Origin of the sequence: Xanthomonas cassavae CFBP 4642 (assembly GCF_000454545.1) — a bacterium.
GTDB classification, from domain to species: domain Bacteria; phylum Pseudomonadota; class Gammaproteobacteria; order Xanthomonadales; family Xanthomonadaceae; genus Xanthomonas; species Xanthomonas cassavae.
Map to the genome: position 1 here is coordinate 4,072,937 of NZ_CM002139.1, position 12,564 is coordinate 4,085,500.

The 12,564-nt window shown below is 64.0% G+C and carries 11 protein-coding genes and 1 pseudogene; 5 read left to right on the top strand and 7 right to left on the bottom strand.

The window, feature by feature from the left end; all coding sequences use genetic code 11:
* Positions 1–116: 116 nt before the first annotated feature.
* The 3 genes and pseudogenes from XCSCFBP4642_RS29275 to XCSCFBP4642_RS25220 all read left to right on the top strand — a co-directional run.
* The gene (locus XCSCFBP4642_RS29275; RefSeq protein WP_160170389.1) at positions 117–557 is read left to right on the top strand and encodes a hypothetical protein; all 441 of its coding nucleotides are present in this window, start codon (positions 117–119) and stop codon (positions 555–557) included.
* A gap of 18 nt (positions 558–575) precedes the next feature.
* Positions 576–1,538: an IS1595 family transposase gene (locus XCSCFBP4642_RS0117940; protein WP_006448937.1), complete on the top strand. Its 963-nt coding sequence runs from the start codon at positions 576–578 to the stop codon at positions 1,536–1,538.
* Positions 1,539–2,316: 778 nt separating this feature from the next.
* A pseudogene (locus XCSCFBP4642_RS25220) lies at positions 2,317–3,220 on the top strand (baseplate assembly protein); the annotation flags it as partial.
* Between the two features lie 116 nt (positions 3,221–3,336).
* On the opposite strand, the gene dnaJ reads toward XCSCFBP4642_RS25220, so the two are convergent.
* From dnaJ to hrcA, 4 genes are all read right to left on the bottom strand, one after another.
* Entirely contained in the window at positions 3,337–4,464 is a 1,128-nt protein-coding gene (gene dnaJ, locus XCSCFBP4642_RS0117950) for a molecular chaperone DnaJ (protein WP_029220998.1), read from the bottom strand.
* Between the two features lie 160 nt (positions 4,465–4,624).
* Positions 4,625–6,550, bottom strand: coding sequence for a molecular chaperone DnaK (gene dnaK / locus XCSCFBP4642_RS0117955; protein ID WP_029220999.1), 1,926 nt, complete (start codon positions 6,548–6,550; stop codon positions 4,625–4,627).
* A gap of 141 nt (positions 6,551–6,691) precedes the next feature.
* A complete protein-coding gene (grpE, locus tag XCSCFBP4642_RS0117960; RefSeq protein ID WP_029221000.1) occupies positions 6,692–7,210 on the bottom strand; it encodes a nucleotide exchange factor GrpE in 519 nt (172 codons plus the stop codon).
* A gap of 101 nt (positions 7,211–7,311) precedes the next feature.
* Positions 7,312–8,343: a heat-inducible transcriptional repressor HrcA gene (gene hrcA / locus XCSCFBP4642_RS0117965; RefSeq protein WP_029221001.1), complete on the bottom strand. Its 1,032-nt coding sequence runs from the start codon at positions 8,341–8,343 to the stop codon at positions 7,312–7,314.
* A 139-nt stretch (positions 8,344–8,482) separates the two neighbouring features.
* On the opposite strand from hrcA, the gene recN reads away from it, so the two are divergent.
* Positions 8,483–10,147, top strand: a complete 1,665-nt coding sequence (gene recN, locus XCSCFBP4642_RS0117970; protein ID WP_029221002.1) for a DNA repair protein RecN — start codon at positions 8,483–8,485, stop codon at positions 10,145–10,147.
* A 616-nt stretch (positions 10,148–10,763) separates the two neighbouring features.
* Here recN and fur read toward each other — a convergent pair.
* A complete protein-coding gene (gene fur, locus XCSCFBP4642_RS0117975; RefSeq protein WP_029221003.1) occupies positions 10,764–11,174 on the bottom strand; it encodes a ferric iron uptake transcriptional regulator in 411 nt (136 codons plus the stop codon).
* A gap of 104 nt (positions 11,175–11,278) precedes the next feature.
* Between fur and XCSCFBP4642_RS0117980 the strand changes: the two genes are divergently transcribed.
* The gene (locus tag XCSCFBP4642_RS0117980; protein ID WP_029221004.1) at positions 11,279–11,674 is read left to right on the top strand and encodes an outer membrane protein assembly factor BamE; all 396 of its coding nucleotides are present in this window, start codon (positions 11,279–11,281) and stop codon (positions 11,672–11,674) included.
* 147 nt (positions 11,675–11,821) lie between these two features.
* Here the strand turns inward: XCSCFBP4642_RS0117980 and XCSCFBP4642_RS0117985 are convergent, their stop codons facing one another.
* Both XCSCFBP4642_RS0117985 and XCSCFBP4642_RS0117990 read right to left on the bottom strand, forming a co-directional pair.
* Positions 11,822–12,103, bottom strand: a complete 282-nt coding sequence (locus XCSCFBP4642_RS0117985) for an RnfH family protein (protein ID WP_029221005.1) — start codon at positions 12,101–12,103, stop codon at positions 11,822–11,824.
* Between the two features lies 1 nt (position 12,104).
* Entirely contained in the window at positions 12,105–12,536 is a 432-nt protein-coding gene (locus tag XCSCFBP4642_RS0117990) for a type II toxin-antitoxin system RatA family toxin (protein ID WP_029221006.1), read from the bottom strand.
* Positions 12,537–12,564: the final 28 nt, after the last annotated feature.

Below are 12,564 nucleotides of genomic sequence, written 5' to 3' on the forward strand. Positions count from 1 at the left end.
CGGCGGAATGACGCCGACGGCCTATGCCCAGCACCTGGCCAACAGCGATATCATCAACCCCGGACTCTAAACCCGACTGCTACTCAGGATGGGGGGACGTCGGAGAAGCAATACCCTTGGATGCAATTAAGCTTTGGTATGCTGAGGCTGCGAATCGTGGAGACTTGATTGCGCAACTAAAGGTTGCCTCTCAAACGTCAAGTACTTCAGATGAATATCGATTCTTGATTGCCAAAGCAATAAGAAGCAAGGATCCCGAGGCAATTTTCTCGGTCGATGACGTTTTATCCAACCCCTCTGCTTCGATAGAGCTTGGTTCATATGCCCCCACAGGTTCCGGCAACTACTCAGAATACGCTTGGGCTTTGGCGGGCTGTCGAATGGGTGCCGATTGTGGACCGGGGTCTTATCGGCTAGATATGGCATGCATAAGTTATGGTGTTTGCAACTCATCCTCTTACGAGGATCTTGTAAGAAAGAACCTCCTGATTAGCCCTGACCATCAGCCGCCTGTCGCAGGATCTGCGCCGCGCTGGGTGGATGCTGCTGTCACCTGAAGCCAACGAGGTGGCGTGATGAGTATCAATGCCGTGCAGTTCCAAGCGGGATTGTCGATGCCTGAGTTCTTCGCGTCCTACGGCACCGAAGCCAAGTGCTATCGCGCGCTTTACAAGTGGCGCTGGCCGCAAGGCTTTCGTTGCCCTGTTTGTGCCGGACGCGTGCGCTCGCGTTTCAAGCGGGGTGCTGCGATCTACTACCAATGCAGCGCGTGCCGGCATCAGACCAGCCTGATTGCAGGCACGATGTTCGAAGGCACCAAGCTGCCGCTGCGCACCTGGATGCTGGCGTTGCACCTGCTGACCTCGACCAAAACCAACATGGCCGCGCTGGAGTTGATGCGGCATCTGGGCGTCAACTACAAGACGGCCTGGCGGATGAAACACAAGATCATGCAGGTTATGGCCGAGCGCGAATCCATGCGGAAACTGGCGGGTTTCGTGCAGATCGACGATGCCTATCTCGGCGGCGAGCGTAACGGTGGCAAGGCCGGACGCGGATCGGAGAACAAACAAGCGTTCCTGATTGCGGTGCAGACCGATGCCACCTTCACCGCGCCGCGCTTTGTGGTGATCGAGCCGGTGCGCAGCTTCGACAACACCTCGCTGCAGGACTGGATTGCCCGTCGCTTGGCGCCCGAATGCGAGGTCTACACCGATGGGCTGGCCTGCTTCCGCCGGCTAGAAGACGCCGGCCACGCGCACACCACGCTGGACACTGGCGGTGGTCGTGCCGCGACCGAAACGGCCGGTGCACGTTGGCTCAACGTGGTGCTGGGCAATCTCAAACGCGCCATCAGTGGCGTGTATCACGCCATCGCGCAAGGCAAATACGCAAGGCGTTACCTGGGAGAAGCGGCCTATCGTTTTAATCGTCGATTCCGCTTGCGCGAGATGCTGCCACGACTTGCCACGGCCATGATGCAATCCACACCATGCCCAGAGCCGGTTTTACGTGCAGCGAGCAATTTTCATGGCTGAGAGTCGGGGCTAATCAGGAAGAACCTTGTCCCACCCGGGCAATTGAAAGCGCTTGATAAAGAGACTGAAAGAATCCGATCATTGATTAATGCAGAAAAATAAAAGGAATTTATATGGAAATGCAGAGAAAGAATTTTTTAAAAGCTGCCGATCATTTATTGCATTAATGATTTTAATTCTACCGCTTGCGGCTGGAGCGGTTACCATTCGCGCAGGCGATGCCCCATATAACAATGTCCCAGCGGCTCAAGGTGTCACCGTCTTGGACATGTCGGAACTTCGGATAGCGGCGATGTTCGGGCCTTGGGGTGCTTACAGGACAGTGCACGGATCTACGGCTTTGCCCCGAGGCTCAACTTTCACTGTGATTTATTCTGACGGATCCAGTGAAAATGCGACGGTTGCATGCGTGGGCTCAACCGTTTGCGTTATCCCAGTGCCCGGCACGCAAAAACCGGATGACGGAACATTAATTAGAGGCGGTAGGGGTGGAAATAATGGCGGCACAAGCCCAGCCCCCCCCCTACGCCACCCGGTGGCGGTGTCGTGATTGTTGGACCACCCACGCACGAGCCGTAAAGCCTTTCAAACCCCACGCTGATCGGAGCTTCCAAACTCATTGAGCCGCACTCTAAAAGTGCGGCTTTTTTTGCAGTTTAGTACGGCACAAGCGGGTGCCTATTCTCAGATTTTTATAAAAATCTTTTTTACGCGGAATGCGAACACTTTAGCTAGAACTGTAGGAGGATCCTTGAGCGCTACTCCGAGCGCATAGCTGATGGCCTCCTTTACCGCTGTTGACTTATCTAAGCTCAAGGCTCCAGACCTGATTGAGGCGCTGGACTTCGAGACGATCTTCGCCGAGGCGCTTGTCCAGTTTCGTCGCCTGATGCCGGAATTTTCGGCGCTCACAGAAGCCGATCCTGTCTACAAGATCCTGCAGCTGTTTGCGGCTCGCGAGCTGCTGATTCGCCACCGCGCAAATGACAAGGCGCAGCAAACCATGCTGGCTTTTGCCATCGGCACCAATCTTGACCAGTTGGGCGCACTGTTCGGCGTAGCGCGTCTGGTGCTGGATCCGGGACAAATAGAAACCGGCCTTGCACCGACCTACGAGTCGGACGTGGACTTCCGCCGCCGGATCCAGCTGGCGCCAGAGCGCTTCAGCGTGGCCGGCCCCGGAGGCGCCTACATCTACATCTATCACGCGCTCAGCGCGGCGGCCGATGTCATGGACGCCAGTGCCACCAGCCCCGCACCCGGGCAAGTACTGGTCACCGTCCGATCGCGCACCGGCGACGGCACGGCTCCCCAGGCATTGGTGGACCAGGTCGCGGCGATCCTCACCAGCGGTGACGTGCGCCCGTTGACCGACAATGTTACGGTCCAGAGCGCCCAGATCGTCCCGTATGCCACTCGTGGACGCGTCTACACCTACGCCGGCTCCGATTCGTGGCTCCGATTCGGCAGTGATCATGCGCGAAGCGCTGCGCAGCCTGCTGGCCTACCTCGCCGAGGCACACCGTGTCGGCGGCGCCATCCCCGAGTCCGCCCTCAAGGCCAAGTTGTTCATCGATGGCGTGCAGCGCGTGGAACTGGACTCGCTGCCTGCTGACATCGCCAGGCAGGCTAAGAGGACACATGCCCGGACCATTTCCAACCTGCCACTGACGCAGCGAGGCACGACCGTGATGCCCGCCGACTTCTCCAACTTTGTCGGCATCCACAGCAACGGGCAAAAAGTGGCCCGACGCGCAGCAAATCGCAGGCCAGGCCATCGTTGCATCAGCACGCTGGATCAGGACGTCATCCGATCCCAGAACCCCTTGACGCCATCGATGAAGGTGGCCGACTTGGGCGAATGCTTGCGCGCATCCTCACCAGTGAACGTCGCCTCGAACTGCTGCAGCAGCTCGCGCTGATCGGCGGTGAGATTGACCGGGGTTTCCACCACCACGCGGCAATACAGGTCGCCTTCGCTGCGGCTGCGCACCGAGCGCACACCCTTGCCGCGCAGACGGAACAGCTTGCCGGTCTGGGTTTCGGCCGGGATGCGGATTTCCGCCTCGCCGCCCAGTGTCGCAACACGCACGGTATCGCCGAGCGCCGCCTGCGAAATGCGGATCGGCACTTCGCAATGCAGATCGTCGCCGTCGCGCTGAAAGATCGCATGCTCGCGCACGCGCACTTCCACATACAGGTCGCCCGGCGGGGTGCCGGCCGGGCCGGCCTCGCCTTCACCTGCCAGACGAATCCGGTCGCCAGTATCCACGCCGGCCGGCACCTTGATCGACAGCACCTTGTCTTCTTCCACGCGACCGGCGCCGTGGCAGGTCTTGCACGGGTTCTGGATCAGCGTGCCGCGGCCGTCGCAATGCGGGCAGCTCTGCTGCATGGCGAAGATACCGCGCTGGATGCGCACCTGGCCGCGCCCCTGACAGGTGCCGCAGGTCTCGACCTTTCCGTCTTCCGAGCCGCTGCCGTGGCAGGGCGCGCATTCGATCAGGGTCGGAATCGCGATGCGTCGCTCGATGCCGGCAACGGCTTCTTCCAGATCCAGTTCCAGTACGTAACCGACGTCGGCACCACGTCGCGCAGCGCGCGGACCTGCGGCGCCGCCGCCAAAAATGTTGCCGAAGATATCGCCAAAGATATCGCCCATGTCCGGGCCGCCCGACCCACCGCCACCGCCCATGCCGTGCTCGAACGCCGCATGGCCGTGCGCGTCGTAGGCGCGCCGCTTGTTGCCGTCGGACAGCACTTCATAGGCTTCCTTGCATTCCTTGAAGGCCGCTTCGGCGGCCGCGTCGCCCGGATTGCGATCCGGGTGGTGCTTCATCGCACAGCGCCGATACGCCTTCTTCAGCTCCTCGTCGCTGGCGCCGCGGGCAACGCCCAGCACTTCGTAATAATCGCGTTTGCTCATAAGCGGGGATTCGGAATTCGTGATTTGAGATTCGTTGAAACGCAAAAGCGGACAGCGTGTGCTGGTCCGCCCTGGCGACGCGACGCGTAAAGGATACCGGGATGGAGATCCACAAGCTTTAGAGCTCGCCAATCCCCAATCCCGAATCCCAAATCACGACTTACTTCTTGTCGTCCTTGACCTCGGTGAACTCGGCGTCCACCACGTCGTCGGCAGCCTTGGAGGCCTGTGCGTTGCCGCTGGCCGCATCGGCGTTGCCGCCCTGCTCTGCCGCGGCGGCCGCGGCATACAGCGACTGGCCGGCGTCTTCCAGGGTCTTGCTGCGTGCTTCGATCTGCGCTTTGTCGTCGCCCTTCATGGCGGTTTCCAGGTCGGCCAGCGCCGCTTCCACCTTGCCGATCACATCGCCACCGACCTTGCTGCCATGCTCGGTGATCGCGGTGCGGGTGGCGTGGATCAGGCCATCGGCCTGGTTGCGGGTCTGCACCAGTTCCTGGAACTTCTTGTCTTCCTCGCGGTTGGCTTCCGCGTCGGCGACCATGCGCTGGATCTCTTCATCCGACAGACCCGAACCGGCCTTGATCTCAACCTTCTGTTCCTTGTTGGTCTTCTTGTCCTTGGCCGACACATGCAGGATGCCGTTGGCGTCGATGTCGAAGGACACTTCCACCTGCGGCATGCCGCGCGGCGCCGGCTCGATGCCGGACAGGTCGAACTTGGCCAGCGACTTGTTGAAGCGGGCCTGCTCGCGCTCACCTTGCAACACGTGCACGGTCACAGCCGACTGATTGTCTTCGGCGGTGGAGAAGGTCTGCGAGGCCTTGGTCGGAATGGTGGTGTTCTTTTCGATGATCTTGGTGAACACGCCGCCCATGGTTTCGATACCCAGCGACAGCGGGGTCACGTCCAGCAGCAGCACGTCCTTGACGTCGCCGGCCAGCACGCCGCCCTGGATCGCAGCGCCAACGGCCACCGCCTCGTCCGGGTTGACGTCCTTGCGCGGTTCCTTGCCGAAGAAATCGGCAACCGCCTGCTGCACCTTCGGCATGCGGGTCTGACCGCCGACCAGGATCACCTCGTTGATGTCGCTGGCACGCAGGCCTGCATCGTTCAATGCGGTGCGGCACGGCTCGATCGACTTCTTGACCAGGTCTTCCACCAGCGCTTCGAGCTTGGCACGGGTCAATTTGATGTTGAGGTGCTTCGGGCCCGAGGCATCGGCAGTGACGTACGGCAGGTTCACTTCGGTCTGCTGGGTGGACGACAGCTCGATCTTGGCGCGTTCGGCGGCGTCCTTCAGGCGCTGCAGCGCGAGCGGATCCTTGCGCAGGTCGATGCCCTGGTCCTTGTTGAACTCATCGACCAGATACTCGATGACGCGGTTGTCGAAGTCTTCGCCGCCCAGGAAGGTGTCGCCGTTGGTGGCCAGCACTTCGAACTGCTTCTCGCCATCGACTTCGGCGATCTCGATGATCGACACGTCGAAGGTGCCGCCGCCCAGGTCGTACACGGCGATCTTGCGGTCGCCGCCGTTCTTGTCCAGGCCATAGGCCAGGGCTGCGGCGGTCGGCTCGTTGATGATGCGCTTGACGTCCAGACCGGCGATGCGGCCGGCGTCCTTGGTGGCCTGGCGCTGGCTGTCGTTGAAGTACGCCGGCACCGTGATCACCGCTTCGGTGACCTTCTCGCCGAGGAAGTCTTCGGCGGTCTTCTTCATCTTTTCCAGCACGCGCGCGGAGATTTCCTGCGGCGCCATGCGCTTGGAATCGCTGGTCTGCACCCAGGCATCGCCGTTGTCGTGCGCCAGGATGCCGTACGGCACGTGCGAAATGTCCTTCTGCACTTCGCCGTCGGTGAACTTGCGGCCGATCAGGCGCTTCACCGCATAAAAGGTGTTCTTCGGGTTGGTCACCGCCTGGCGCTTGGCCGAGGCACCGACCAGCACTTCGCCGTCCTTGGTGTAGGCGACGATGGAAGGCGTGGTGCGGTCGCCCTCGGAATTTTCGATGACGCGGGCCTTGCCGCCGTCCATGATCGCCACGCACGAATTCGTGGTGCCGAGGTCAATACCAATGATCTTGCCCATGGATACGCTCCTGATGAGTCTTTAGCTGTGTCCGGCGACGCCGGGTCTGGCTGAGATGTGGGGGTGGCGCGCAGGTGTTCAAGCCACCCGTGCGCATCTGTGTTTCATCCGTGCGCCTGGCAGTTCAGCCGGCGCGATCGGTCAGTCGTGCTTGGCCACGACCACCAGGGCCGGGCGCAGCAGACGCTCGTTGAGCAGGTAGCCCTTCTGGAACACCTGCACCACGTGGCCGGGCGCGATGCCTTCGGCCTCGCCCTGGCTGATCGCTTGGTGCTGGTCCGGATTGAAGGGCTGGCCGACCGGGTCGAGCAGGGTCAGGCCGTTGTCGGCGGCGACCTTGAGCAATTGCTTGTAGGTCATGTCCAGGCCATCGCGCAGCGGGCTGGGTTGGCTGCCGGCCGCGGTCAGCCCGGCATCCAGGCTGTCGAACACCGGCAGCAACTCGCCCAGCAGCTTCTCGTTGGCGAACTTGCGGGCGTTTTCCACGTCGCGCGCGATCCGCTTGCGCTGGTTTTCCAGGTCGGCGCGCTCACGCAGGGCGTCGGCCTTTACCAGGGCGATCTCGCTGCGCAGCGACTCGATCTCGGCCTTGAGCGGATCGGTCTCGGGTGGGTTCTGGGACAGGTCTTCGGAGTCGAATTCGGGGTGGTCTTGAGTCATTTGCAGTTCCCGGGCAAGCGGAACGCCCGCCCCAACGTCACCCCGTATATGGGCGCCCGCGCGCGTTTCAAGCGAAAACCCATCGCCGTGATCGAGCGCGGTTATCGCGCCCCGGGCGGCTCCATGGCCGCACCCAGCACCTGGGCGGCGGTCTGCACCAGCGGAATCACCCGGTCGTAGGCCATGCGTTTGGGCCCGATCACCCCCAGCACCCCCAGCACTTGGCCGTTGGCGGTATACGATGCGGTGACCAGCGAGACGTCTTCCAGCGACACCATGCCGGTCTCCTCGCCGATGAAGATGCGTACGCCCGGGGCCTGGATGGTGCGTTCGAGCAGCTGCAGGATCTCGCGCTTGCTGGCGAAGGCCTCGAACAGCTCGCGCAAGCGGTCCAGGTCCGACAGGTCCTGCACCCCCATCAGCCGGGTCTGCCCGGCCATCACCATGTCGTCGGTCTCCGCCGGCACCAGCGCCTCGCTGGCCAGGTCCACGCTGTGCGCCAGCAGCTGCTCCATCTCGTTCTTGGCCATGCGCAACTCGCGCAGCAGGCTGGCGCGGATGTCCGCCAGCGCGCGCCCGGCGAACTGCGCATTGAGGTAATTGGCCACCCGCTCCAGCTCGGCCGGCTCGTAGGCGCGGCGCGGCTCGATCACCCGGTTCTGCACCTCGTTGTCGGCAAACACCAGGATCGCCAGCACCCGCCGCGCGTCCAGGGACACGAAGTCGATATGCCGGAACGCGAACTGCTCGCGCCGCGGGGCGCTGACCACCCCGACGAAATGGCTCATCGCCGACAGCATCTGCGAGGCGCTGCCCAGCAGCGACTGGGTGCCGTTGCCGCTGGCCAGCTCCGCGCGCAGCCGGCGCACTTCTTCCTCGCCGGGTGGCTGCATCTGCACCAGGCTGTCGACGAACACCCGGTAGCCATGCGCGGTGGGCACCCGCCCGGCCGAGGTGTGCGGGGAGCTGAGCAGCCCCACGTCTTCCAGATCGGCCAAAATATTCCGGATGGTGGCCGGGCTCACGTCCAGTCCGGCATGCTGGGCCAGGGTCCTGGACCCGACCGGCTCGCCGTCGCGGATGTAGCGCGCAATCAGCGTGCGCAGCAAGTGGCGGGCGCGGGGGTCGAGCATTGGGGACTGGGACGCGCGCATGGGATCATCCGGTGAGACTGGGCATAGATAATGTCTGGCCCCGGGGATGGCAAGCGTCCGACTCCCTGCCCGCACCATCAGGCCCTAAGCTTCCCCAACGCATTCACTCTCGACCCTCATGCTCAGACACCTCTCGATCAAGGATTTCGCCGTCGTCCGCGCCACCGAACTGGAATTCGGGCCGGGCATGACCGTGGTGTCGGGCGAAACCGGCGCCGGCAAGTCGCTGATGGTGGACGCGCTGGGCTTCCTGTCCGGCCTGCGTGCCGACAGCGGCGTGGTGCGCCATGGCGCCGACCGCGCCGAGCTGTCGGCCGAATTCCAGTTGCCGGCCGAGCACCCCGGCCTGGCCTGGCTAGCCGACAACGAGCTCGACGACGACGCCCAATGCCAGCTGCGCCGGATCATCCGCGCCGATGGCGGCTCGCGCGCCTGGATCAACGGCCGCCCGGTCACCTCCTCGCAACTGGCCGAGCTCGCGGCGCGGCTGGTGGAAATTCACGGCCAGCACGAACACCAGGCGCTGATGGCCCGCCACAGCCAGCTCGCCCTGCTCGACGCCTATGCCCGCAACAGCGCCCAGCGCGAGCAGGTGCGCCAGGCCAGCCAGCGCTGGCAGGCGCTGCTGGACGAGCGCGATGCGCTGTCGGCGCAGGGCGATGTCTCCGACCGGATCGGCTTTCTGGAACACCAGCTGGCCGAGCTGGAACGCGAAGACCTGGACCCGGCCGCGATTGCCGCGCTGGACATCAACCACCGTCGCCAGGCCCATGCCACCGCGCTGATCGGCGCCTGCGACAGCGTGGCCCAGCAGCTCAACGGCGATGACGGTGCGTCGGCACTGGGGTTGTTGCAGGACAGCCGCCACGACCTGTCCCGCGTGGCCGAGCACGAACCGCGCCTGGGCGAGGTGGACGCGCTGCTGGACAGCGCCGTGATCCAGATCGAGGAAGCGCTGGCCCTGCTCGACCGCGTGCGCGACGACCTGGATGCCGACCCCACCCAGTTCGAAGCGATGGAGCGCCGTCTCGGCCGCCTGCACGACCTGGCCCGCAAGCACCGCGTGGCCCCGGACGAGCTGGCGGCCCACCGCGACCAGCTGAGCGCCGAGGTCGAGAGCCTGCGTGGCGCCGACGAGCGCCTGCAGCAGCTGGACAAGCATATCGACACCGCCACCGGTGTCTGGCAGGCCGCGGCCGGCGTGCTCAGTGCCAGCCGCCAGAGCGCGGCGCAGGCCTTGTCGGACGCCACCACCACGCTGATCGGCGAGCTGGGCATGGGCGGCGGCCAATTCCTGATCCAGCTGCAACCCCAGGACACCCTGCGTCCGGACCCGAACGGCGCCGAGCGGGTGGAATTCCTGGTCGCCGCCAATGCCGGCCAACCGCCGCGCGCGCTGCGCAGGGTCGCCTCGGGTGGCGAGTTGTCGCGCATTTCGCTGGCGATCGAAGTGGCCGCGCTCGGCCTGGACAGCGTGCCGACCATGGTCTTCGACGAAGTGGATTCGGGCATCGGCGGCGCGGTGGCCGATATCGTCGGGCAGAAACTGCGCGCGCTGGGCGAGGAACGCCAGGTGCTGTGCGTGACCCACCTGCCGCAGGTCGCGGCCAAGGGCCACGCGCACTACCGGGTCAGCAAGGCGCCGGTGGACGGCATGACCCAGAGCGCGGTCGAACTGCTCGGCCCGCAGGCCCGTCAGGAAGAGCTGGCACGCATGCTGGGCGGCGTGGAAGTCAGCAAGGAAGCCCGCGCGGCGGCGCGCAAGCTGCTGCAGAGCGCCTGACTGCAGCGAGCAGCTCGCAGATTCAGAAGCTCCGTTCCCTCCCCGCCGACGAAGCTCCCTTCCCGGCTGACAAGGCTCCTTTCCCCCGCCAGCGGGAGAAGCGATGCCTGGCTGCGCGTGATCTCTCGATTACCCTGCAACTGACCACCCACTGCTCCCTTCCCCCGCCTGCGGGGGAAGCGATGCCTGGCTGCACGTGATCTCTCGATTACCCTGCAACTGACCACCCACCGCTCCCTTCCCCCGCCAGCCGGGGGAAGCGGTGCCTGGCTGCACGTGATCTCTCGATTACCCTGCAACTGACCACCCACCGCTCCCTTCCCCCGCCTGCGGGGGAAGCGATGCCTGGCTGCGCGTGATCTCTCGATTACCCTGCAACTGACCACCCACCGCTCCCTTCCCCCGCCTGCGGGGGAAGCGATGCCTGGCGGCACGTGATCTCTCGATTACCCTGCAACTGACCACCCACCGCTCCCTTCCCCCGCCTGCGGGGGAAGGTGCCCGAAGGGCGGATGGGGGCCAGCAGTGCCCGGCATCAAGCCGGACAACATGCCTCGAAATGCACAAGGCGGCCGAAGCCGCCTCGTCATTCATTCACGGCAGTCGCGCAGCGCGCTCAGCGCTGGCGCTTCTTGCGCACGTAGAGCACCAGCGAATGCTCTTCCAGCTCGTAGCCGTGCTTGGCGGCGATCTGGCGCTGCAATGCTTCGATCTCTTCGCTTTCGAACTCGATGACGTGGCCGGTGTCCACATCGACCATATGGTCGTGGTGACCGCCGCGGTCCAGCTCGTACACAGCCTGGCCGCCTTCGAAATTGTGCTTGAGCACCAGGCCGGCAGCCTCGAACTGGGTCAGCACGCGGTACACCGTGGCCAGCCCGATCTCGTCGCCGTGATCGAGCAGCTGGCGATAGATGTCTTCTGCGCTGAGGTGATGCTGGTTGCTCTTTTGTTCCAGCAGTTCCAGGATCCGCATCCGCGGATGGGTCACCTTTAGCCCGACTTTGCGCAGGTCGTGGGTTTCCATACGTTCTCCGTTCATTGGCGATTTAGCGCCAGCTGCCTTCAAACGGGTCGCGGCGACCGGTGGGAGTGTATCATCGGCGTGATTTCCTCAGCACTTACTCCCCGATGCGCAATCTCCTGCTGGTCGCCGCCGTTGCTCTGTCCACCGCTGGCTGCGGCATCATCTACAAGCAGCCGATCTACCAGGGCAATCTGATCAAGCAGAACGCCGTGGAGCAACTGCAGGTAGGCCAGAGCAAGCAGCAGGTCAGTGCATTGCTGGGTACCCCGTCGATCCCCGACCCGTTCCATGCCCAGCGCTGGGACTACACCTCCACCCAACGCGTGGACCGTCTGGCGCGGACCGAGATCAAGAATTTCACCGTGTTCTTCGAGAACGACCAGGTGGCACGGTGGGAAGGCGATTATTTCCCGTCCCAGGACGAGCAGTTGGCCAAGTCGGCACCCAAGCAGTTCGGCCGCAATCTGGCGCGCGACAAGAAGAAGCAGCGCGGCCGTTGAGCCGCCCAGTCGGGGCACGCCCCTGACCGCAACGATTCGAATTGGATGAACGATCTCAGCGCCTTTGCGGGGCGCGATCGGTAGGCATAGCCTGACCAATCGGGCGGTTGTCCGCCGTTGCAAGCCACGCCACGGCGCCGAGCGCTCTCAGGCGCTACGGTCGCCCTTCTTGCCCGGTCCGGCCCGCCGGCGGCGCGCTTCCTTTGGATCCAACAGCAGCGGCCTGAGCAATTCCACCCGGTCGCCGTCGCGCAAGGCCCGCTCCGGCGGCGTTACCTGCCCGTGGATGGCCAGCGCAGCGAGCGCTTGTTCCCGAGCAAGACCAGACGCCTCCACCGCATCGGCCACCGTTGCGCCCTCGGGCAGGGTCAGCTGCACCGCGCTGTAGCGGTCCGGCCAGGCCAGCACCACCTCGACCCGTACCGTCACTTCACACCTCGCCGCGATCGGCGACCCGCACGAAATCGTTGACCATGCGCTCGGCCAGGCCCTGGAAACCAAGCGCCAGGGCCGGCCCCAGCAGGCGGGAACTGGTCTCCACGTCCAGGGTGAGGCTCACCTTGCAGGCGTTTTCGCCCAGCGCCTGGAATTCCCACAGGCCTTCCAGACGCTTGAATGGGCCGTCGCGCAGGTGCATTGCAATGCGTTCGGGGCGTTCGAGGATGTTCTCGGTGGTGAACCAGGTGCGGAATGTGCCCAGCCCCAGATCCAGCCGCGCCACGATGTGCGCCTGATCCTGCTCGAGCACATGGGCGGCATCGCACCAGCCGAAGCGGCGCGGATAGGCGGCGACATCATTGACCAGATCGAACATGCGGGAGGCGCTGTGTTCGACCAAGGCGCTGCGACGGATGGTAGGCATTCGCTAACTTGTGAAAGACGGAAGATCG